25 protein-coding genes are annotated in these 23,469 nt (G+C 34.1%); 10 read left to right on the forward strand and 15 right to left on the reverse strand.

Annotated features, from left to right (window positions below):
- Positions 1-209: 209 nt before the first annotated feature.
- The 11 genes from ACE94K_RS20925 to ACE94K_RS20975 all read right to left on the reverse strand — a co-directional run bounded on the left by ACE94K_RS20925 (position 210) and on the right by ACE94K_RS20975 (position 10,960).
- Positions 210-1,598 carry a M20/M25/M40 family metallo-hydrolase gene (locus ACE94K_RS20925; protein WP_378177121.1) on the reverse strand — a complete coding sequence of 463 codons (1,389 nt, stop codon included), beginning with the start codon at positions 1,596-1,598 and terminating at the stop codon, positions 210-212.
- Between the two features lie 46 nt (positions 1,599-1,644).
- The gene (locus ACE94K_RS20930) at positions 1,645-2,523 is read right to left on the reverse strand and encodes a PPK2 family polyphosphate kinase (RefSeq protein ID WP_378177124.1); all 879 of its coding nucleotides are present in this window, start codon (positions 2,521-2,523) and stop codon (positions 1,645-1,647) included.
- A 342-nt stretch (positions 2,524-2,865) separates the two neighbouring features.
- On the reverse strand, positions 2,866-3,075 hold the full coding sequence (locus tag ACE94K_RS20935) for a hypothetical protein (protein WP_378177127.1): 210 nt from the start codon (positions 3,073-3,075) through the stop codon (positions 2,866-2,868).
- A gap of 61 nt (positions 3,076-3,136) precedes the next feature.
- Positions 3,137-3,658: a hypothetical protein gene (locus ACE94K_RS20940; RefSeq protein ID WP_378177130.1), complete on the reverse strand. Its 522-nt coding sequence runs from the start codon at positions 3,656-3,658 to the stop codon at positions 3,137-3,139.
- Positions 3,659-3,706: 48 nt separating this feature from the next.
- On the reverse strand, positions 3,707-4,870 hold the full coding sequence (locus tag ACE94K_RS20945) for a sigma-54-dependent transcriptional regulator (protein ID WP_378177134.1): 1,164 nt from the start codon (positions 4,868-4,870) through the stop codon (positions 3,707-3,709).
- Positions 4,870-5,727, reverse strand: a complete 858-nt coding sequence (locus ACE94K_RS20950; protein ID WP_378177137.1) for a DUF6268 family outer membrane beta-barrel protein — start codon at positions 5,725-5,727, stop codon at positions 4,870-4,872. Before ACE94K_RS20950 ends, ACE94K_RS20945 begins: the two co-directional genes overlap by 1 nt.
- A gap of 71 nt (positions 5,728-5,798) precedes the next feature.
- Entirely contained in the window at positions 5,799-6,713 is a 915-nt protein-coding gene (locus tag ACE94K_RS20955; RefSeq protein WP_378177140.1) for a mechanosensitive ion channel family protein, read from the reverse strand.
- A 1-nt stretch (position 6,714) separates the two neighbouring features.
- The gene (locus tag ACE94K_RS20960; protein WP_378177143.1) at positions 6,715-8,016 is read right to left on the reverse strand and encodes an ABC transporter permease; all 1,302 of its coding nucleotides are present in this window, start codon (positions 8,014-8,016) and stop codon (positions 6,715-6,717) included.
- Entirely contained in the window at positions 8,009-8,938 is a 930-nt protein-coding gene (locus tag ACE94K_RS20965) for an ABC transporter ATP-binding protein (protein ID WP_378177145.1), read from the reverse strand. The genes ACE94K_RS20960 and ACE94K_RS20965 overlap by 8 nt, the downstream gene beginning before the upstream one ends.
- A gap of 341 nt (positions 8,939-9,279) precedes the next feature.
- On the reverse strand, positions 9,280-10,395 hold the full coding sequence (gene dnaJ / locus ACE94K_RS20970) for a molecular chaperone DnaJ (protein ID WP_378177148.1): 1,116 nt from the start codon (positions 10,393-10,395) through the stop codon (positions 9,280-9,282).
- Positions 10,396-10,405: 10 nt separating this feature from the next.
- Complete coding sequence (locus tag ACE94K_RS20975) at positions 10,406-10,960, reverse strand: nucleotide exchange factor GrpE (protein ID WP_378177151.1); 555 nt, start codon at positions 10,958-10,960, stop codon at positions 10,406-10,408.
- A gap of 161 nt (positions 10,961-11,121) precedes the next feature.
- Between ACE94K_RS20975 and ACE94K_RS20980 the strand changes: the two genes are divergently transcribed.
- Positions 11,122-11,793, forward strand: a complete 672-nt coding sequence (locus ACE94K_RS20980; RefSeq protein ID WP_378177154.1) for a YceI family protein — start codon at positions 11,122-11,124, stop codon at positions 11,791-11,793.
- An 81-nt stretch (positions 11,794-11,874) separates the two neighbouring features.
- On the opposite strand, the gene ACE94K_RS20985 is transcribed toward ACE94K_RS20980, so the two are convergent.
- The 3 genes from ACE94K_RS20985 to ACE94K_RS20995 all read right to left on the reverse strand — a co-directional run bounded on the left by ACE94K_RS20985 (position 11,875) and on the right by ACE94K_RS20995 (position 14,076).
- A complete protein-coding gene (locus tag ACE94K_RS20985) occupies positions 11,875-12,777 on the reverse strand; it encodes a TIGR01777 family oxidoreductase (protein WP_378177157.1) in 903 nt (300 codons plus the stop codon).
- Positions 12,778-12,883: 106 nt separating this feature from the next.
- On the reverse strand, positions 12,884-13,558 hold the full coding sequence (mnmD, locus tag ACE94K_RS20990; protein ID WP_378184342.1) for a tRNA (5-methylaminomethyl-2-thiouridine)(34)-methyltransferase MnmD: 675 nt from the start codon (positions 13,556-13,558) through the stop codon (positions 12,884-12,886).
- A gap of 11 nt (positions 13,559-13,569) precedes the next feature.
- Positions 13,570-14,076 carry a DUF4920 domain-containing protein gene (locus ACE94K_RS20995; RefSeq protein ID WP_378177159.1) on the reverse strand — a complete coding sequence of 169 codons (507 nt, stop codon included), beginning with the start codon at positions 14,074-14,076 and terminating at the stop codon, positions 13,570-13,572.
- Between the two features lie 180 nt (positions 14,077-14,256).
- On the opposite strand from ACE94K_RS20995, the gene ACE94K_RS21000 reads away from it, so the two are divergent.
- The gene (locus ACE94K_RS21000) at positions 14,257-15,324 is read left to right on the forward strand and encodes a branched-chain amino acid aminotransferase (protein ID WP_378177161.1); all 1,068 of its coding nucleotides are present in this window, start codon (positions 14,257-14,259) and stop codon (positions 15,322-15,324) included.
- Between the two features lie 93 nt (positions 15,325-15,417).
- On the opposite strand, the gene ACE94K_RS21005 is transcribed toward ACE94K_RS21000, so the two are convergent.
- A complete protein-coding gene (locus ACE94K_RS21005; protein WP_378177163.1) occupies positions 15,418-15,804 on the reverse strand; it encodes a hypothetical protein in 387 nt (128 codons plus the stop codon).
- Between the two features lie 202 nt (positions 15,805-16,006).
- Here ACE94K_RS21005 and ACE94K_RS21010 point away from each other — a divergent pair, with 202 nt between their 5' ends.
- The 8 genes from ACE94K_RS21010 to ACE94K_RS21045 all read left to right on the forward strand — a co-directional run bounded on the left by ACE94K_RS21010 (position 16,007) and on the right by ACE94K_RS21045 (position 23,435).
- On the forward strand, positions 16,007-16,198 hold the full coding sequence (locus tag ACE94K_RS21010; protein ID WP_378177166.1) for a hypothetical protein: 192 nt from the start codon (positions 16,007-16,009) through the stop codon (positions 16,196-16,198).
- Between the two features lie 175 nt (positions 16,199-16,373).
- Positions 16,374-17,510: a hypothetical protein gene (locus ACE94K_RS21015; RefSeq protein WP_378177168.1), complete on the forward strand. Its 1,137-nt coding sequence runs from the start codon at positions 16,374-16,376 to the stop codon at positions 17,508-17,510.
- A 27-nt stretch (positions 17,511-17,537) separates the two neighbouring features.
- On the forward strand, positions 17,538-18,122 hold the full coding sequence (locus ACE94K_RS21020; protein ID WP_378177171.1) for a hypothetical protein: 585 nt from the start codon (positions 17,538-17,540) through the stop codon (positions 18,120-18,122).
- A 67-nt stretch (positions 18,123-18,189) separates the two neighbouring features.
- The gene (locus tag ACE94K_RS21025; RefSeq protein ID WP_378177174.1) at positions 18,190-19,992 is read left to right on the forward strand and encodes a sensor histidine kinase; all 1,803 of its coding nucleotides are present in this window, start codon (positions 18,190-18,192) and stop codon (positions 19,990-19,992) included.
- Positions 19,989-20,615: a response regulator gene (locus ACE94K_RS21030; RefSeq protein ID WP_378177177.1), complete on the forward strand. Its 627-nt coding sequence runs from the start codon at positions 19,989-19,991 to the stop codon at positions 20,613-20,615. Before ACE94K_RS21025 ends, ACE94K_RS21030 begins: the two co-directional genes overlap by 4 nt.
- Positions 20,616-20,716: 101 nt before the next feature.
- Positions 20,717-21,634, forward strand: a complete 918-nt coding sequence (locus tag ACE94K_RS21035) for a YfaP family protein (RefSeq protein ID WP_378177180.1) — start codon at positions 20,717-20,719, stop codon at positions 21,632-21,634.
- Between the two features lie 106 nt (positions 21,635-21,740).
- Positions 21,741-21,938 carry a hypothetical protein gene (locus tag ACE94K_RS21040; protein WP_378177183.1) on the forward strand — a complete coding sequence of 66 codons (198 nt, stop codon included), beginning with the start codon at positions 21,741-21,743 and terminating at the stop codon, positions 21,936-21,938.
- Between the two features lie 327 nt (positions 21,939-22,265).
- Entirely contained in the window at positions 22,266-23,435 is a 1,170-nt protein-coding gene (locus tag ACE94K_RS21045; RefSeq protein ID WP_378177186.1) for a cupin domain-containing protein, read from the forward strand.
- Positions 23,436-23,469 lie beyond the last annotated feature (34 nt).

Below are 23,469 nucleotides of genomic sequence, written 5' to 3' on the forward strand. Positions count from 1 at the left end.
CTTGTTATCTATAGTTTCTTACCCCAATACCAGCAATTTTGTAGAGTTGCTCGTGGTTGGATTTGATTTATAGCGAGAAAATATGGAAGTTCTTCTATTCTCAACTGTATCCCTTATAAATAGTATTTTTGGAATTATTGTAATAGCGATATTATTCATATGCTGTAAATGGAATTTTGATCGTCACCTTTGATTAGATCGTAAATATATTATTTCACACCGTATTTATCGAAAAGATACACCAGACTTGCCATAGTAGCTGCTCCCAGTTCTAATTCACGTTTATTAATTGCATCAAATGTATCGTTCTTGGCGTGATGATAATCAAAATATCGCTGAGAATCTGGACGAAGTCCTGCCAAAACAATTCCATCTTTTTTCAGGGGACCAATATCGGCTCCACTACCTCCTTTAGCAAAATAATGAATCAAATAAGGTTCAAACAGTGGTTTCCAGCTTTGAATCTGAGTAAAGTTTTCATCATTACAATCAAAAGAGAAACCTCTGGGTGTAAAACCGCCAGCATCACTTTCTAAAGCAAAGACATGATTTTCTGCCTTATTTTTGGCAACTTCAGCATATTTTTTTCCTCCACGCAATCCGTTTTCTTCATTCATAAATAATACTACTCGTATAGATCTTTTTGGTTTGTATCCGGTTTCTTTAAATAACCTTAACACCTCCATAGATTGAACTACCCCAGCACCATCATCGTGAGAGCCATCGCCCAGATCCCAAGAATCTAAATGACCTCCGACTACCATATATTCATCGGGAAATTCGCTTCCGGTAATTTCTCCGATTACATTAAAAGACTCTACATCTTTCCAGGTTCGGCAATTCATATTCATCAAAAACTTAATATTTGGATTTAATGCAAGCATCGAGTGTAATAGTTCAGCTCCATTTGTACTGATAGCGGCAGCTGGTATTTTTTCTAAATCTGTTAAATCTCCGTAACTCATTGTTCCCGTATGTGGGAAATCGTCTAATCGTAAATTCATAGAGCGTACGATTACGCCAACAGCTCCAAATTTAGCTGCTTCTGCCGCTCCCGAGTATCGCTGGTCTACACATCCTCCATATGCTTCAAAAGTATTAATAAGATCCGCTTGCATAGGACGGTTGTAAAATACTATTTTACCCTCTATTTTACTGGTTCCCAGCTTACGAAGATCTTCTAACCCTTTTACTTCTACAATTTCCGCTTTTACACCTCCAATAGGTGTAGGCACGGACCCACCCAGCGCACAAATGGGAACATTAGTAGATTGTCCCGGTTCGGTTTCTATATAAGCAAACTCTGTAACTCCTCTGGTCCATTTTGGTACCATTACTGATTGTAGCCACACTTTATCAAGTCCAATTGTTTTTAATTCCTGCTCTGTCCATTCAACCGCTTTTTGGGCATTCAAAGAACCTGATAATCGTGGTCCGATCTGATTAGATAAATGATCAAGCCAAGCGTAACTTTTCCCCTTTAATAATGACGTGCTGTAAAAGCTTTTTAATGCTATCGAATCTTCTTTACTTGCATTTTTTTGACTAAAAGAAATCGAAGAAAAAACTAAAAAAGTAATTAAAATTATGTTTTTCACAGAAATATTTTTATTAGCTATTATTGGTTAATCTTTAATGATATTATTATTCGTTTTCTAATTGCTGTTTGTATAACTCTATATTGGATTTTGTTTCTTCGTCCAGTTCTGGCTCTCTGATGTCATTGTATTCTTTTAGTGTATCATATAAAGTCCTTGCAACAATATATCTTGCAACAGGTTTATTATCTGCCGGAACCACGTACCAGGGAGCGTGTGGTAATGAGGTTTTATTGATGGCGTCCTGATAACAGGATTGATATTTATCCCATAATTTTCTTTCTTTGAGATCTCCTGAAGAGAATTTCCAGTTTTTCTCTTTCTTTTCTAACCTTCTTAATAACCTATTTTTTTGTTCGTCTTTAGATAAATGAAGATAAAACTTATAAATCAACGTCCCATTTTCAGCTATATGCTTTTCAAAGTTTCTGATTTGCTCAAAACGTTTTTCCCAAAAGGCATCGTCAATATCTTCTATTGAATGGACATCTGGTAATTTTTCACTCAATATGTATTGCGGATGTACTCTGGTTACCAAAACGTTTTCATAATGTGTTCTATTAAAGACAGAAAACTTACCCCGTTGTGGCAATGCAATATAATGCCTCCATAAATAATCGTGCCCCAGTTCTAATTCTGTGGGTACTTTAAAACTATGTACCACAACACCTCTGCTATTAAAATCTTTAAATACTTCGCGAATCAGACTATCTTTTCCGGCTGTATCCATTCCTTGTAAACAAATGAGTACAGCATATTTATCGTGTGCATAAATAGTATCCTGAAATTTACCTAGTTTTTCTCTTACCTCTTCCAGCTCTTTTTCTATCTTTTTTTCGCTGGCATCCAAGTCATAAGAGGTAGGGATTTTTGATAAGTCTATTGGGTTAGTGACCCGAAAATCCTCGTGATTTATGTTAGTCATATTCTGATTTTGTATTATCTCTGGTAAGATACTAAAGTTTTGAATGCCTCTAAAAAGAAAAATGTTAAGGAAGATTAAATATCCTAAGAATAAGAATAGGCAAGACTAAAAGAGAAGGTATCATAAAGTCTTCTAAAACTTTTCAGATTTAACTCCACAAATAGATGAATCGGATTAGTACTATTATATAATCCTCTAAATTTAAGTAAGACTCCTTTATTAAATTACCTGTAGAAATAAAAGATTAGAAATATCTTCTTTTTACTTAGCACTTCATAATCGTTTCCAACATAACCAATTCCTGCAGTTATATTGAGGGTTTCGTTATGAATGAATAGAATGTTATTTAAAAACCGATATCATTATACAATCCAGCATTTTCGAGTTCTTTGATAAAAAACGATGATACGCTACAATGTAGCTAGTTTTTCTGGGTGATGATATAAATTGAAATCTAATATCAAAGCCTACTTCTTCTTGTAAACCTACACTTATAACAGCTCCTAATCCAAAATCTATGGTGCCGCTCTGATAAACCTCCTGTGAAAGCATGCTGATCAAAATCAGTAGAATAGGAATAATTAATACTTTCTTTACCTATTATGTTTAGTATTTATCTTGCATCAAAATCATAGCTAAATCCTATAAGAAAGGTATGATATTGATTACCTAGGCTTTTTATATTTAGTTCTGCGAAGATATGAACAGGAATTGCTATCTGATGTAATGCTCTTATCTTGATTTGGGCTCCGTGATTAAAGTTGCCTGTTCTGAAAGCGATAAGTGCATCATCTTCAATCTCCTCAAACACACTACTATCATTTCCTATATAACCGAATCCTGCGGTGATTGTGGTAGGATACCAATTGAATAAAATCAGGTTCACTCCAAGAGCCAATTCGTTATAGCCTTCTACCTCATCATCAGCGCTGAGTGAAAATAATCGATTATATTCTCCTAAATACGTAGTGTAACAATTAGGAGCATATTCAATTCTAGCTCCTAACCCAATCTCATCTGCAGAACCAAAACTTTTGATAGCTACCAAACCATAATTTATGGCGCTAGGTTCATATTGAGCGTTTGACATCAAACAAACGCATAGTAGTATCATAGTAATTAGTACTCTCTTCATTTTAGGGGCGCATAGTTTTAGAGATAAGTCGAAAGATAAGAATTCTTCTTACTTCGCGGCAAAAAGTTTAACATCCTCTTCGCTTACCTCTTTACCTCCTAAAATAATAAGTCGTTCTACCACATTACGTAACTCTCTGATATTACCCGTCCAATCATATTGCTGCAATTGCTTGATAGCTTTGTCAGAAAACGTTTTTACCGTCGATCCTTGTTCTCCGGCAATCTTTTGGGTAAAATAGTCAACTAGTAAAGGAATATCTTCTCTACGGTCGTTTAAGGCTGGCACTTTGATCAAAATAACTGCTAGTCGATGGTATAAATCCTCTCTAAACTTATTATCGGCAATTTCCTTTTTTAAATCTTTATTTGTTGCAGCAACTACACGGACGTCGACCTTAATATCTTTATCACTTCCTACACGCTGAATTTTATTTTCTTGTAATGCTCTTAATACTTTAGCTTGAGCCGAAAGACTCATATCGCCAATTTCATCAAGAAATATGGTGCCTCCGTTAGCGGCTTCAAACTTACCGGCACGATCTTTATTGGCAGATGTAAATGCGCCTTTTACGTGACCAAAAAGTTCACTTTCGATAAGTTCTCCTGGAATCGCAGCACAATTCACTTCTATCATTGGGCCTTTAGAACGTTCACTCTTTTGATGAATCCAGTGCGCTACTAATTCTTTACCGGTTCCGTTTGGTCCGGTTATTAAAACTCTGGCATCTGTGGCCGCAACTTTTTCTATAATATTTTTGATATCCGAAATTGCATCAGACTCTCCAATCATCTCATAATTCTTAGAGACTTTCTTTTTAAGCATTTTGTTTTCTACAACAAGTTCTTTTCTGTCTAGGGCATTACGAACTGTATTTAACAGACGATTGAGATCAGGCGGTTTTGAAATATAATCAAATGCTCCTAATCGCATTGTATTAACTGCAGTATCTAAATCCCCATGTCCTGAAATCATAACCATTGGAATCTCTGGTTTGATTTTCTTAGCAGCTTCCAAAACCTCTACACCATCCATTTTAGGCATTTTGATATCACACAACACCAAATCATAATCTTCATTTTTGATCTTCTCAATACCTACCAATCCATCTTCTGCCTCAGAAACTTCGTATTTATCGCTTTCTTCTGATAATATCTTAACCAATACTCTTCTGATTGCTGCCTCGTCTTCTATTACTAATATTTTCGCCATTATAATTTTAATTTAATTCCACCTCGCAGATAAAAAGTATTCCTATCGTTGAGAATTAAAACATTTTCTTGATTTCTATCTCTTAAACGGATTTCATTGCTTAACGTATATCCGGCATATGCATAGAACAATAAGTGTTCCGTAAAATAATATTCATATCCCAAAGCACTATTTATAAGTAGCATGGAAGCATTTGCTGCCACTTTGGTCTCCCCATTTTCGTCTACAAACACTCTGTTATTCTGAATATTACCATAAAAACGGTCTAAACTTATAAATGCTTGTAATGTATTTGTTTCGTTAAAAAAATATTTTATACTCGTTTTTGGAGTTCCTAGTGCATAAGACCAACTAGGATGAAATCTTTTTGAATAATTAATAATAGGTAAGGGGAAATTAATACTTGCCGGTGATGCATATCTTAGGCCTAAAATTAATCTGGCCGTCTTTGGTGAATTCTTATCTCCGTAGCTTTTTATAAAATACACTGAACCTGCATACCTAAAATCATCCTCATCAATTCCCGAAGCTTCCAGATTAGAAGAAAGTCTTGCCCCCCCTTTCACACCAAATCTCCAATCATTTTTCATTTTGAATGTATACCCAAGTTCAAACCCAATCGTATGAAACTCTTCTAATCCAACTTTGTCTACAACAATAGTATCATCATTTAACTGTAAGCTATTCAATCTATACTGAAAAGATAAAACTAAATAGGTTCCTTTCTCATTTATCTTAATTGGATAATTACCAGAAATTCTAAATCTACTATAAGCATTATCACTTTTAGATTGCGGTATATAGGCATATTCGATTCTTGCCAAATCCGTATCTTGAGATCTAATCGAATGTAGCATGCCAAACATTATACAATAAACTATAAGTAATTTCTGATTATTCATATTAATTATCTAGGGGCTACTATAGTTTATTCTTTTGGTGTTACCATAGTCACTACTCGTTGTGGGAATGGAATATTTACATTATGCTCTCTAAACAAACGATCGATCTCAAATCTTATTTCACTTTTAGGAATTGCCGCCTGAAAACTATCGTTGATTGTAAAAACTAGTTTAAAATTAAGAGAACTATCACCAAAACCGGTAAACAATACCAATGGAGGTGGTTCTTTTAAAGTACTTTTGTTACTTAATGCTGCGCGTGTTAATAATTTTTTTACCAAAGCAGTATCACTGCCGTAGGCGACACCAACTTCTACAGCCTCTCTAGTAATCGAACCATTTTGAGTCCAGTTATATAGTGTAGAAGTAAGATATTTATGATTAGGAATTATCAAAACCTTATTATCAATTGTCACCGCTCTTGTAGTTCTTAATTTTATTTCTTCTACTCTACCAACTTTTCCGTCTAATTCTATGATATCGCCTACATGAACGGTCTTGTCAATAAAAATAAAAACGCCTGATATAATATCCTGAATTAACGTCTGCAGTGCTAAACCAACTCCCACCAACAGTGCGGCCGATGCTGCAAAAACCGCAGTAATATTAAATCCTATATTATCCAAAGTAATAAAAAGGATAATCAGATAGATAAAATACTTAGCAAAAGAAAATACAGATTCAAATTTGATCTTATCCTGATGCGCTAGTTTTTTTGTAATAATCCTTCTAACGAACTTTAGAAAAATGGAAGCCAATAATAATGAGATGGCTACCAAAACCACTACGCGAACGGTGAGTATTACTGGATCTTTTGTTCCAAAATGAAATATTTCATAGTCTAGAAAATGCTTGATAGTGCCCCATACATCTTCTTCTATAACTTCCTTTACCTGTTCTGTTATTTCTTCAACCTGTTCTTTAATTTCTTCTTGAATCATCTCAATATTTTAACCACTTAAACAATTCTTTATAACTAGGTTTTTTACCGTACATCAAGATACCAATTCTGTAGATTTTACCCGCTAGCCATACCATAAAAATAATACTTCCGATGAGTAATACTATAGACAACAATATTTCCCACCACGGAACGCCAAAGGGTATCCGCATTAACATTACGATCGGAGATGTCAGCGGAATCATAGAAAAAACTGTAGAAACAGTGCCATGTGGGTTTTCTATTACTGCAAAGAAACCTACATAAATACCCAACATCAAAGGTAGTATAATAGGTAGCATAAACTGTTGTGAATCTGTTTCGCTATCGACTGCTGCTCCAATCGCAGCATAGATCGAACTGTATAAAAAATAACCTCCAATAAAGTACACAAAAAACGAAAGTACTAATGTTAGTAATGGAAGCTTCAATATATCTTGAATCAGAAGTTGAACTTCTTGTTGATTATTCTCTTGTAAAGCTACGGATGGATCGACTCCTACCGGTTGCGGATCAACACCAAATACAGTTGTTGCTACTAATAATAAAACTCCTCCAAGGATTACCCAAACAAGAAATTGAAGGATTCCGGCAAAAGAAGTTCCTAAAATTTTACCCATCATTAATTGCATCGGTCTTACAGAAGAAATGATGATTTCGATTATACGATTGGTTTTTTCCTCAATTACCGATCGCATAACCATGTTACCATATATAATAATAAACATCATTAACAAATATCCGGCAAGACCACCAAACGCCATTTTTACATAATTTGACATTTTAGAAGTCTTCTCTCCCGAAAAGTTTTCTATCTGAATATTTATTTTTGCTTTAGCATTTTCTATCGTTTCTAAATTCAACCCCTCAGCTATGTAATTCTGTTTAGTGAGTTTATTAGCAATAATGCGCTCTATTCTATTTAACACTGAAAAATTAGGAGATTCTTCTGCATAAAATTGTATAGATCCAGACAGTTCTTGATTAGAGTCTTTTTTTGGGATATAAAGCAGTCCATATAGATTCTTTGATATCACCGAATCCTTTACAGTCTCCAAATTCACTTTACTGTAATCAATAAATGTTACTTCATCAGTATCCTTTAGGTCAGGAATAAATAAAGATGTTTCATCAACAACCGCGATTTTTTTAACATCATCATTATTAAGAGTTGTTAGCCAAGTGATCAAAGCAATCATTCCCACTACAATTAAAGGACTTAAGAACGTCATCACAATAAACGTTCTATTGCGTACACGTGAGATAAATTCTCTTCTAATGATTAACTGTAAATTACTACTCATTTTCGGTAATGGTTTTAATGAATATTTCGTTTACACTTGGTATTACTTCATTGAATCTAACTACCTGTGCCTTATCGGATAAATATCTTAACAGTTCATTAGGTGTGGTATTTTGATCTAATGATACTTTTAATTTAAGCTGATCTTCTATGGTTTTGAAGTCAGCAGGTGTGATCACGAATTTATCTTGCAAGTTTTTCTGTAATTCATCCTTGTCGTCAGACAAAAGGCCAACTTCAAATGTATTTGATTTATACTCTCTTTTAATATCAGAAACTTTTCCTTCCAGTATTTTATTGGATTTATTGATCAGTGCTATATGATCGCACAATTCTTCTACACTTTCCATTCTATGGGTAGAAAAAATTACTGTAGCGCCTTCATCTCGTAATTGAAGAATTTCATCCTTAATAACATTAGCATTGATTGGATCAAAACCGCTAAAAGGTTCATCAAATATTAACAACTTGGGTTTGTGAAGTACTGTAACAATAAACTGTACCTTTTGTGCCATCCCCTTAGATAGTTCCTGTATTTTTTTATCCCACCAATGAGAAATATCAAATTTATCAAACCAATATTTTAAGCGTTCTCTGGCCTCTTTTTTACTCAAGCCTTTGAGTTGTGCAAGGTATAAAGCTTGCTCACCAACTTTCATAGATTTATACAAACCTCTTTCTTCTGGCAAATAGCCTATATCTTTAATATGATGAGGTTGCAGTGGTTCACCATCAAGAAATACACTCCCTGTATCGGGCAATGTAATTTGATTAATAATTCTTATCAAAGTTGTTTTTCCGGCACCGTTAGGACCTAATAATCCAAAAATACTTCCTTTTGGCACTTTTATAGAAACATCATTCAGAGCAATAAAATCTCCAAACTGCTTTGTTGCTTGTTGTACTTCCAAAAGATTGGTCATATAAAAATGTAATTTACTTTAAGTTTAAAATACGATGCTAAGTACGTCAAAATATTAATGAAATGAAATAAACTACCACATATTAAGTCTTGCTGTGTAATAATCTTGCCTCATAATTATTTTAAATTATGTATAAATTAAAATGCAGCATATGATCAAATCTAACCATTATAAAAACAAAACCCACCCTAAATACAAGTATTAAGGATGGGAAAAAAATTGCTATGAAAAAGAAAAATTATCACTAAATGCGCTAGTGATGTTTCAAATATACAAATTTTTATTAAACAAAATCAGCATTTAGCTATGATTATAATCATAGTACATATGATTCCATATTTCTACGAAAACATATCTTTTACTTTTTCGAAAAATGATTTGTCTTTGCTATCAGGGCTAGGCTTAAAATGCTCATCCTGTGCCATTCTTTCAAAAAATTCTCTTTGCTCCTTGTTAAGGGTTTTTGGTGTCCAAACATTTACGTGCACTAATAGATCTCCCTTTCCGTATCCGTTAATACTTGGGATTCCTTTTCCTCTAAGTCTTAATATTTTTCCACTCTGCACTCCTTCTTCGATCTTAATACGCACCTTACCTGAAACCGTTTCGATCTCTCTTGACGCTCCCAAAGCGGCTTCAGAGAAGCTTATATACAGATCATAATGAAGATTATCACCTTCACGCTGTAATAATGGATGTTCTTGTTCTTCTATAGCAACCAAAAGATCTCCCGCTATTCCGTTTCCGGGAGCTTCGTTACCTTTTCCAGCTACCTTTAGCTGCATTCCATCTTCTACACCTGCCGGGATTTTAATACTTACAGTTTCTTCCGAAACTTTTAAACCTTGTGCATCGGCATCTGATGGTTTATGATCAATAGTTTGTCCGGCACCACCACAGGTAGAACAGGTAGTAGAAGTTTGCATTCTACCCAAAATTGTATTGGTAATTCTTGTCATCTGACCACTACCATTACAGGTTCCACAGGTTTTATAGGTTGTTCCAGGAGCTTGAACCTTACGCTTTACTTTGATTTTTTTCTCAACTCCGTTCGCAATCTCCTCTAGAGTAAGCTTTACTCGTATGCGCAAATTGCTTCCTTTTACACGACGCTGTCTTCCTCCGCCACCGCCGAAGCCACCGAAACCTCCAAAGCCTCCGCCACCAAAAATATCACCAAACTGACTGAATATGTCATCCATATTCATTCCGCCACCACCAAAACCACCCGCGCCTTCAAACGCCTGGTGACCAAATTGATCATATCTTGCTTTTTTATCAGGATCACTTAGCACCTCGTATGCTTCTGCCGCTTTCTTAAATTTCTCTTCAGCAGTAGCATCGCCTGGGTTTTTGTCCGGATGATATTCTATCGCTTTTTTACGATATGCTTTTTTAATTTCAGCTTCGCTAGCATTTTTGCTAACTCCTAAAATATCATAAAAATCTTCTTTCATGTAATTTATCTTATTGTCCGGTTACCACCTTAGGAAAGCGAATGACTTTGTCTCCTAATTTATATCCCTTTTCTATTACGTCTACAATCTTACCCTTTAGATCATCACTTGGTGCAGGAATTTGTGTAATTGCTTCGTGATCATCAGCGTTGAATGCGTCTCCTGCTTGAACTTCCACTTCAGACAATCCTTTACTTTTCAGAGTTTCTTTAAGTTTGTTATGGATAAGTTCTACACCCTTTATTACGTCCTTGTCTGCAGATTTTTCAATCTCTTTAAGAGCACGATCAAAATCATCTAATATAGGTAACATTGATTGTATCACATCTTGACTTGCTGTTTTAAACAATTCAATTCGCTCTTTAGAAGTACGCTTTTTATAATTTTCGAACTCTGCAAAAAGTCTTAAGAATTTATCTTTTTCTTTTGCTAGGTCTTCTTTTAATTGCGTTTCAACGTCTACATCTTCTACTCCTAATTCTGTTTCTGTTTCCTCAACAGTTGTATCAAGTGTCTCTTCTACTTGATCCTTTACATCTTCAGTATTTTTATTTTTCTTACTCATGTAAACAGTACTTTTTATTAGTTTCCTTTTTGAAGATGCAAAAGTACTGCCATTTTTGAATAAATGTCATAATGTCACAGGAATATTTTAGTATATATTTAAGAATATTCCTTTTCTAAAAAAATAATTTTGGTATTCTAAAACTATAAACTAACATTATTATGAAAACCAAATTAATAAACTTATTTGCTATCACTGCTATAATAGCAGCAACAGCATCTTGTAAGGGTGAGAAAAAAAATGAATCTGAAGCAACCGCAGCAGAAGAAGTAGTAGAAGCTCCTGCAGAAGCTATCACATATGCAGTAGATACTGAGGCAAGTACTATAGAATGGACTGGTAAAAAACCTACCGGAGAACATACTGGAACCATTAGTATTTCTGAAGGAAAGGTAAAAGCACAGGAAGGAGAAATACAAAGTGGATCTTTTGTAATTGATATGACTTCTATTAATGTAACAGATCTGGAAGGTGATGATAAAGCAGGTCTAGAAGGACATCTAAAAGGTGAAGGTGAAGGAAAAGAAGATCATTTCTTTAATGTAGCTAAGTTTCCAACTGCTTCTTTTGAAGTAACAGGCATTTCTGAAAAAGATGGAAAATCAATGGTTGAAGGAAACCTTACTATTAAAGGAATAAAGAAAAATATATCTTTTCCGGCTTCGACATCTGTAGAAGGAGACACAATGACTTTAACAAGTGAAGTATTTACTATCAATCGTACAGAATGGGGAGTAAATTACGGTTCTAAGTCTGTTTTTGAGAACTTAGGAGATAAATTTATCAACGATGATATCGAACTTAAAGTAAGCTTAAAAGCTAACAAAGCATAGTTCGAGATTAGGAATTAATATACTAAAAAGGTCAGCATTAGAAAAAATGCTGACCTTTTATCTTGTGAATTATTAGAAACACTATACCAGATCTCCCACTGCCTGAGTAATGTTTTCATACTTAAATTTATACCCGGCTTCTGCGATTTTATCGTTACAAACTCTTTGACTACTAAATAGTATAACGTGCATTTCTCCTAAAATCAGTTTCATCATAAATCGAGGTACATTAGGTAATATTATCTTTTTACCCATTTGATCTGCAATCACATGCGTTAATCGATCATTAGAAATCGGATTAGGAGCAACAGCATTATAGACTCCTGATAATTCTTCTTCTACTGCATACATAAACATGCGCGCCAGATCTTCTAGATGAATCCAACTCTGCCATTGTTTACCGTTTCCAAAAGCTGCGCCTACACCTTTTTCTATGGGTTTTGAGATTTTCGGAAATGCTCCTCCTTTTTCAGAAAGCACTAGACCAATTCTAAGCAGTCCTACTTCGATATTTAAGGTTTCGAATTCTCTAACCGCCGCTTCCCACTTGGTAACTACTTCTCCAAGAAATCCCGAAGCCACCTCATCTGTATTTTCTTTATAATAATTTTGAAAAGAATCCGGATAAACACCAATAGCACTAGCCGAAACAATGTGTCTTACGGAATGCTTGATTTTTTTTAAAGATTCTAAAACAAGGGAAGCTGTATCCACACGGCTATCAATAATTTCTTGTTTATATTTTTTTGTCCAACGTTTTGCTACAGTCGCTCCTACCAGATTAATGATCACCTCCACATCCTCAAAGCAGTTTATATCGATTTCACCAGATGACGGATTCCAAAAAAATCCTTTGTAGTTCTTTTCTGAAGTAAGCTTTTCTTTACTTGTTGTAAGGTAGTTTACATCGATATTGGATTGATGACAAAGCCCTACAATTTCCTGACCAATAAGCCCGGTTGCCCCAGTAATTAAAACTTTCATTGTTGCGTTATTTACTGCAAAATAGCATCCCCTTTTAACAAAACCTATCGCTTTATTATAGGTTTAACAAATAACTATTGGCAAGTTTTCTGAATAAACTATAAATTCATTTTTTTATAGCTCTCAGCATTTCTCGTTTACCAGGTGGACCTGGAAGCCTTTCTACTTCAAAACCAACTTCTTGCATCGCTCTTCTTACACTACCTTTTGCAGCGTAAGTAACCAGCACCCCTTGAACGACAAGAGCATCATACATTTTTGTAAATATTTCTACCCCCCATAATTCTGGTTGCACTCTTGCTCCAAAAGCGTCAAAATAAATCAGGTCAAAACTATTCTCGTCTTTAATCTGTGTAAAAAACTGCTTACGTTTTTTTAAAGAAAAATTAGAGGATACCGTATTTTGCTCCTCCCAAGGTGATTCGTGCATTCTATCAAAAACCTCCTGTTCTTCACCGGCAGATAATTGTTCTACATAATTAAGCAGTTTAATTTCGGACATTTCTACAGGATAGGCCTCAACTCCAACATAGTTAGTCTTTTGTTGATTTTTTTTTGCTTCAAGATATGTGATGAAAGCATTCAAACCGGTTCCAAAACCAATTTCCAAAATGCGCAATTCAGACTTTTTTTTAGAAGACAAAATATACTCGAAGCCATGCTTGATAAAAACGTGCTTTGCCTCAATGATGGCGCCGTGTTTAGAATGATAATGCTCATCTAACTCAGGAAAATGAATTGTAGAAGAGCCATCAGAAGTTATTATAATCTCACGTTTCAGGTTTTTTTCCATTATTGCTTTACTAAAACCCCATCTGCCATAAATGAGTAGGTTTTCTTTGGAGCGGTGATCGCTGCAATCTCTTCCTCAGATTTACCTGCATCAGAGGCTAAATGACGCAACTCATCAACCGAAGTTTCTGATACATATGCTCTGCCCTGTACAATGATAGTATCGTTTTCTATATCCTTTGGAACAAAAAAACCATAATCCTTAAATTTTACCATCGTAGTCTGCTCGTCATCCAACGCCACCTTCATCCAGCAACCTTTTGCTTTACAAACATCATTTACCGTGCTAGAAAATGCCACATCAATCGTATCCCCTTCTTTAAGACTTTTATATTTATCGGCAATAGCACCTTTATACAAAACTGTTTCAGCAGAGATTTCACCTCCGTAACTACTATATTCACTTAACGCTATATCCTGAACCGAGAAAGATTCTTTTTCTTTTTGAACAGAATTACAAGCTAACAAAGATGACAATACTGCAAAAAATAGTCCGATTTTTTTCATAATACATTATTATTAATAGTGTTTGGCAAAATTAAACATTTTTAAAATTCTTAATTTACAAGAAAAGGGTATTTTTGTTTAAAATATAAAATATCCCAACATTAGGAATCCTTCAGGTTCTGTTGGGAAACAGTAAAGCAGTTGATTAAAAACTTTCACAACCTTATAAATAACAATCGGATGAGAAATGCAGTTCCGCAAGAGATCAAAATTACTAAAGTAAATCAGTCTAAAATTGGACAAGTAGATTTTGAAAACTTAGCTTTTGGTAAAGTTTTTACTGACCATATGTTTGTGTGCGATTATGAAAATGGCGAATGGCAAACACCTAAAATTGTTCCTTATGGACCTCTTACACTCGATCCATCTGCAAGAGTATTTCATTACGGTCAAGCAGTCTTTGAAGGAATGAAAGCATATAAAGACGACCAAGGCGATACTTTTCTGTTTAGACCTGATGAAAACTTCAGAAGAATTAACAAATCTGCGGAGCGCTTAGCAATGCCCGAATTTCCTGAAGAGTATTTCTTTGATGGCTTAAACACTCTACTCAAGTTAGATAATGAGTGGATCAAACCGGGTTTTGGCAATTCATTATATATTCGACCTTTTGTAATTGCAACACAACCGAGCGTTTCTGCATCAGAAGCAGACCAATATCGTTTTATGATTATTTGTTCTCCTGCTCAGTCGTACTATAGTGGAGACGTAAGTGTATTGGTTGCAGAAAAGTTTAGCCGTTCTGCTAGCGGAGGTTTTGGATACGCAAAAGCTGCAGGTAATTATGCGGGTCAGTTTTATCCAACAAAACTTGCTAAAGAACAGGGATACCAACAGATCATCTGGACAGATTCTAATACTCACGAATATGTAGAAGAAGCGGGGACTATGAACGTTTTCTTTAGAATCAACGACACTTTACTGACTGCCCCCATCAGCGATCGAATTTTGGATGGAATCACTAGAAAAAGTTTGATAGCTCTGGCAGAAAGACAAGGATATACCATAGAGGTAAGACCTATAAAAGTCAGTGAAATCGTAGAAGCTCATAAAAATGGTAGTTTAAAGGAGATTTTTGGAGCGGGAACCGCTGCTGTAGTTAGTCCTGTTAAAGCTTTTGGTTACAAAGGCGAGCACTATGAACTGGACAAACAAGAAAACTCTTACGCTTCTCATTTCAAAAAAGAGTTAATGAATATACAGTACAATAAAGCTGATGATCCTTTTGGATGGAGAGTGAAGGTGTAATTCTCTAATTGCGATTGACGAATTACGAATTATGAATTTAGATATTAAAAAATGCCTCGAGGAATTCCTTGAGGCATTTTTTGTTTTGCATTTTTATCTATCCAGAATTTCTTTGATATTGGGTTTAAAGTAATTAGGTCCTTTAAGCACCTTACCATCTTCACGATAAATAGGCTTGCCATTTTCTCCTAGCTTACTCATATTACTGCGCTGAATTTCCGAAAACACTTCTTCTATTTTATGCTGCATACCGTGTTCGATAATCGTACCACATAAAATATATAACATATCTCCAAGGGCATCTGCGACTTCTACCAGATCATTGTTCTGAGCAGCTTCAAGATATTCTTCATTTTCTTCTTTCATCAAATTGAAACGAAGTTTGTTTTTAGCCTCTCCAAGATTGGCCACAGGCTGATTTTTATATCCAATTTCAAAAGCTGTATGAAATTCTTGTACAGCAGCGATTTTATCTTTCATTATGTAGTTAAAAGTTTTGATAATTCTTAGGACGAAAATTAAAAAATATATCATCTTCAATCTGAATTTACCCAAAACTTTTTCAACACAGTTATTAAACTTTATTTTGATCACCCATACATCCTGGAAAGAACTTCGATGTAATAAATTTATCAGAAATGATATGTAAATAACTTATATCTTTGCTGCAAAATAAAGATTTATGTTTAGTACTGGTCAGTGGATATTTGCAGGTTGCTTTGTAGTTGCTTTTGTCATTTTGATGATATTTAGTTACCGAAAAGATCTAAAACTACATCGTAAATATTACAAAGGTAGTATCTTTATTCTCATCGGTTTTATTATCTTTATTTTATTACTTTTTGCGTTAAAAACGTATTTGAGACCAGAATAAACAAACTATACCCCTAGTTTTCAATTAAATAATTGTAGATAAGATCCATATCTTTTGATAAGTGGATACATTCTTTTTTGGAATCATTGAACCCGAAAAAGAAAAAATACCTTGTATTGGGTATGGAATGCTTTTATTTTTTTGAGGAGATTTAGAGAGATTAAAAAAACCGAAAATGGAAGATAGATTTTATCGCTTTATTGACCTTCAACACGTTTCACAACCCGAAAACTCATATTGGTGTTGGGCAGCATGTGTAGAAAAAATGATTAAAGGACTTAAATCTAAATCAAAAATAGGTAATTGTCAATGTCAAATAGTATCTTATTACAAGAATCATACTTTGACAACAAATGACTCCTCAGACAAGACCACAAATAATTCCACGAACAATTCAACCAACAACAGTGATGATAAAACTAACCTTACTAACTGTTGTAATTATAACAATTCAACCGAAGTTTTTGATGAGTGTAATATTGGTTTAAAAGACAAACACTTTATCAAAATTTTTGATCAAGCAGGATTTAAATGCAAAGAATCAGAAGAAATTAATAAGCTTAAAAACATTGATTTTATAATTGAGCAACTCCAAAAAAATGATTCTCCTATTATTCTAAAATTAAATACCTCTATGGCTCATATGGTTTTAATAAGTGGTTATGGAGAGAAAAACGGTTGTAAATATGTATTTATTGGTGATCCTTCCCCGGGTTACGGAGAAAAGTACATCCGTTTTGATTTATTTAAAAATGAATATATCTCCAATTCAAAAATATCAAAGTTTTGGACTTCCAAAATCAAAAAAATTGACATCAACAAAAAAAACTTAGAACTAGATTCTGAGGTTCCGAATGATCCAGAAGAGTTTTCAAAAGCTTACAGTTCTAGAATTGAAAAAATAAATAACTTTAAGTCTAATTTTAAAGTAAATATTTCCTTTAGAAAAAAGAATCTTGAATTTGAAGTACCATTACTTATTAATGCAAATTTCAACAACGATTGGAAAGATTTTAACCGATTTCCTGATATTAGGTGTACTCCAAAAGTCCCAATAGGTTTTTATGCCGAACTTGATATATTAGAAAAGATAAGAGAAAAAATTTCTCCTGACGAAGAAATAAGTGATTTATATATTGTAACCTTTAATGATTTTTTCACTACTGCGATAGTAAGAGATAATCTGGGTAATAAGGAAATAAAACCTATCACTTTTCCATTGAACTATAAATTAGATGCAACTTGGCAAGAATTTGATAAATTTTATGAGATATTACAGAATCAACCCAAAGGAATATTTTTTGAAGACTAAATAACTATACAAATAATTAACGCTACTATGGCACATGAAAATTTAAAATTCGTAATTCGTTTAGAAGACTTAGATGTTTGGCAACCAGTTTTTGGCTCACAGGATTATGGAACCTTCTACATGATATATATCAAAATAAATAGTATTCAAGACATCCCTGCACAAGGAGGAAGTTCTAACACTTTTTACCTTTATAACTGCGACTTTAAATTACAAAATTATAGAGGAGCTATCACTATGGGATTATCTGGCTCTCCTGATATGAATTTTGAAGATAGCGTTGATGGAGTTGATGTATTTTTAAATATTTCAGTATCCCCATTTCTTGTTAATAATGAAATACTTAATGAAGATATCATTCTTAACTCACCTCTTGAAGCAGGAATGACATTACAAACTAATTTTACTTTAAACCCACCTCCACAACATCTTTTTGACCCTTCAAACCCAGATAAATCTGTTTACTTAAATCCTTACCGTCTGATTAGAGATGGAGAGGCTTATTCTGAAATATCAACCAGAAAATTGAGCTCTAACGCACCATTTCCCATTCCCAAAGATATTGGGTGCAAACATGGACCGTGTATTCCTGATCGCTCTATTATAAAGTAAACTAAAAGACTTGAAAAAAATTTTGTTGATATTTTTAATGTTCTCCATTTCATCAAATGCAAATGAGATGGAGATTTTTTTCAATTACATTAATACCGGAAACTACAATAAAGCAAGAACTTTATTGAATGAATTACCCAACAATGAAATAAGAAGCGAACTAAATACATTTTTGAATATTATCCATCTAGGATTCTTTCCAGAAAATTACAAAAAAGCAAACACGGGTAATCCTATTTCTGTTCGAAACAATATTGCAACATTAAACAGTGGTTTATATTATTACTTAAAAGAAGGTAATGAAATCTCTGGTTTTAAAGCTTTCAAAAAAAGCTTAGAAATTGCAAAAAAAAGAAAAGACAAGATATTAATTCGTGAATCAATTAAATATATACTAGAAATCTACGAACGATTCAATATTATGATTGATGATACATCCTACAAATATTTTATAAAAGAATTTCAAGATAATGCCAGTAGTAAATTAGACAAACAAATATATACCTTCTATGATTATCGTATTACACAAAGATATTTCTATAAAACCCCAGAGAGAATACATCGTTATTATATAAAAGCTAACAATATTATTGATGAAGATAGTCCAAGTTTTTTAAAGGCTAAGCTTCAAATAACAAACTCTGCGTATCATCAACTAGTTACCAAAAATTTAGATAGTAGTCTCATTTATTTGTCTAATTCCATAAGTATACTAAAGAATTTAAATGGTTATTTTGAAAAAGAACGTCTGCAGGCTGCTAAAATAAATAATGCTGTTTTACAATTTGAAAAAGGACTATTAAAAAAAAGTGAAGGATTACTTAATGATATTGAAATAAGTAATGATGATTATTTGTTTAAGTTATTAAAGACCTACATACATTTTTGGAAATATAAAGTTTATGAAACCAAAGGTGATTCAGCTAAAAGTATGCAATATTATAATAAGTATTTAATTAATGAACTTGATAATCATCAAGCAAAAAATCTTCAACTTGTCTCAGAATATGAAACAAAATACCGAACGGCCGAAAAAGAAAAACAAATACTAATTGAGCAACAAAAAAAGAAGCGAAATCAAAACATTGCTCTAGGCCTAGGCGGATCCCTTTTTTTAGGAAGCATCATTGCTATTCTGATTTACAGAAACACCAAACGAAAACAACGGATCGCAGAACAAGAACGAGAAATCGAAATTCAAAAAACCGAGAAACTATTAAAAGAACAGGAGCTTACGGCTATTGATGCCATGATCTCCGGTCAGGAAAAAGAGCGACAACGATTAGCCAATGACCTGCATGACAATTTAGGGAGTACGCTCGCCACTGTTAAACTACATTTTGATCACTTAAAAAATAATCATAACAATCCCAAAGCGCAAAATATCCAAGAATTGTATCATAAAACTAATATTCTGCTCGATGAAGCCTATCAAAAAGTGAGAACGATCGCACACGAAAAAAACAGTGGTGTGATGGCAAAACAAGGATTGCTACCAGCAGTAAAGAATTTAGCGCAAAAAGCATCAAACGGTAATCAATTACAAATAGAAGTACAGGACTATGGACTAGACGAGCGATTGGACAATGCTCTAGAGATTTCAATTTTCAGGATCATCCAGGAACTTATTACCAATACCATTAAACATGCTCAAGCTTCCGAAATCCAAGTTTCGTTAACCAATCACGATTCACTACTTAATATCATCGTTGAGGACAATGGCAAAGGATTTAATTCAAAAACACTACCCGAAAAAGATGGTATGGGATTAAAAAGTATTGAAAAACGGATAGAACATATGGAAGGAACTTTTGAGATTGATTCTACCATAGGAAAAGGAACCATCATCATCATAAACATACCAATATGATCACAGTAGCCATAGCAGAAGATCACCAGTCACTTATAGACGGTATCCATTTATTATTAAAATATGAAGAAGAAATTAGCATCGTAGGAATGGCCAATGATGGAGAGGAATTGCTGGAGATTGTACGAAGAAAACAGCCCAAAGTAGTGCTTATGGATATCCGCATGCCCAAGATTGATGGGATTGCTGCTACTAAAATCATTAAAAAAGAACTACCACATACTAAAATTATAGCATTCTCTATGTTTGATCAGGAAGATGCAGTACGGCAAATGGTAACTGCCGGAGCTGTAGGATATTTACTAAAAAACTCTCCCCTGGAAGAAGTACTAACTGCGATTCATGAAGTAATGAAAGGCAATACTTATTATGATGCCACGATTGACCCTTCTTTCTTCTCAGAAGATACTGAACAGAAGACAAAAAAAACAGTTTTATCCAAAAGTGAACGCGAAATATTAACCCTTATCGGACAAGGAAAAACCTCCTCAGAAATTGCGACTATTCGTTTTAATTCTGTATCCACTGTTGAGACTCACAGAAAAAATATCATTCGTAAACTAGGACTCCACGGAAAAGGAGAACTGCTGCGTTATGCCATTGAGAAAAAATATGATTTTTAGTGCCTAAGGCACTTTTATAATGAACCAAAAATACCCTGTTACGGGTATTTTTTTGTGCTTGTTTGCTGGGTAGATTTGGTTGAACAAAAAATACCATTCAAATGAAAAATTTCTATCTAATTACGATTATTGGATTACTCTTCTGCTACAGTTGTAGCGAGGACAATGGCGATTCAGGAAACCCTGGGATTTCTGATCCAGCACAAATTGCAAATATCATGAACGATAATTTAGTTCTTCCTGCCGGTTCTTTTGTAGTAGATCCAAGTACTGCACAAATTGACGAATCTATTACTATCGGTAATGGGTCTTCTGCTGTAGTACCCATCGCTTCGGGACAGGCTATGACTAATTCTATTTCTTTTAATGCCCCAAACGGTAATGTCAATGCTGTAGGAATGCGCTTTGGGACTACAGGTCCGATTTATTTTGTACCGATAAATACTAATGGAGCGACTTCGGGAGCCGGAAATTTTGATTTCTTGATCAACCAAGGCATTTGTGCAGACCTCTCACAGGTGTGCCACGATATTAAGTGTTATGAATTTGCACAAACATCGGCCGGTAACATTTCTAGAGGTAATATCAGGGATGTAGCCATGCTTTGCGGTAATTGTGATGAACCTTCTTGTCAAGGACTAGTCGATCCAGCAGATTGTGGTGGATTACAGGGACAAGACGGAAGTCCTCGATTTAATCTTACCTGGTCTGGTAGCGCAGATTTAGATTTATATGTAAGAGATCCTAGTGGAGAAACGTTATCCTTTAGCAATCCCCAGTCAAGCTCTGGTGGCGCATTAGATGTAGATTGTACCGGAAACTGTGCCGGAGGTAATTCAGAAAACATTACTTGGACCAATGGAGGACCATCCGGAACCTATCAATTCTATGTAAACATTTACAGTGGTAATTCAACATCTTACACCATAACTGTGAGAGATAATGGTCGTACTGTAAACACCTATAATGGTACGATCAATAGCGGAAACTCTAATACATTGAGCTACACAAAAAGTTAAGTTTATTCATTTATTAATTGAATTATGTCAAAAAAATACCTGTAACCGGGTATTTTTTTGTGCTTATCTGACAAGTAACTTTAGGAAACTTTTAAATTATTTAATTATGACTAAATTGAAACTTTCGGATTTCGAAATTGACAATGTTTCCAAAAACTACAATTTCAGGAGAACCTTTTATTCAGCCTTATTAGTGTCGTCATTAGCTGTAACAACCTCTTGCACTACAGATAGTCCAATTTGTACCGATAGTAACAGCGGAGATGCTGTGGGTGCCGGTGTCAACTGTGCAGATGCAGATTAATTAATTACGGAAACAAAAAAGTTGCTAAAAATCAAATTGTAACTGGAAAAATACCCTCTTTTGGGTATTTTTTTTCGCTAGATCCCGATGTAATTTTAACATAATAGTAAACTCCTATATTATGATTAGTTATATCCAAACCAGTCTTAAAATTATGACCACGGGTTTTGTAACAATAATTCTAAAAAAGATAAAGATTTTCATTTTTTTCGGCTGTCTTTTTATTCTCTCCTCTTGTTCTTATCACAATCCTATTCGTTTATAAATCACTTGCAAACCATACTCTTAACCAAAAGAAAAACTTCATTTATTTAAAAACATTAGATTATGAATTTACAAGAAATACTACATCCGGTTGCGACAGCTACTTTTTTTGAAGAATATTTCGAAAAAAAACATCTGGTTATCAAGAACAGAGAAAAAAACTTCTTTGATGAATTACTCTCGATAAAAGATTTGGATACAATTTTGTTTTCTTTGACCAATCATCATCCTGATTTTAGGTTAGCAGATCATTCTAAAACAGAAAGACCCAACTCTAGGGAATATACTATAAAAGGTTCTGATATTATCGATCCATTGAAATTCTCCAATGCTTTTGAAAATGGAAGTACTTTAGTGATGTCAGGACTTCAGAATAAAATTTATAGTTTAAGAAAACTAACGAATGAGTTAGAAACTTTTTTCAAACATCGTATACAAACCAATATTTATCTGACTCCTAAAAAATCTCAAGGGTTTTCCACTCATTACGATACTCACGATGTTTTTATTTTTCAGTTTGAAGGCTCTAAACACTGGCGCATATATGATCAAGCTTTACCGCTCGCTGACAAGACGACTCCTTTTAATAAAGAAACCTTTATTCCTGGTAAGGTAATTGACGAATTCACATTAGAAAAAGGAGACGTCTTATATATTCCTAGAGGTATTGTACACGATGCCTACTGTACAAATCAAAACTCTGGACACATCACTACAGGAATTATTGGTAAAACCTGGGCAGAACATTTGGCAGAAGTTCTAATTGAGAAGTCTAAATCTATTCTTCCGTTAAGAAAGTTTACCAAATTTCACACAATGGACGAAAATGATAAAAATGCTGAAATAAATGAAGTTACGAACGTTGTCATAACTCTTATTAAAGAATTGCTACAAGACGAAGAAATCATCGACGATTTCTACAGCAGACAAAAACCTATTGCGCAAGGACAATTGAACCAGATGGTGAATATTGATCAAATTGATAAAGATTCTAAAATTAAAATTCGAGAGAAGAATAAGTTTAGAATGAACAGAAATTGCGAGAAAATTGATGTAAAATTCTACGATTTAAAGTTATCTATGCCGATACAATGTGAGTCATTTCTAAACAGCTTGATAACAAAGAACGAGCCGTTACCCATCCATAAAATCAATTGTGATCTGGATGACGAAAGCAAAATTTTGATAACCAAACAACTCTCTAAAATTGGAGTACTGGACATTGCTTCGTAAATTAAAAAATCACCTTTTGGATTGATTCATCCAG

Source organism: Aquimarina besae, from assembly GCF_042434905.1.
Classification (GTDB): Bacteria; Bacteroidota; Bacteroidia; order Flavobacteriales; family Flavobacteriaceae; genus Aquimarina.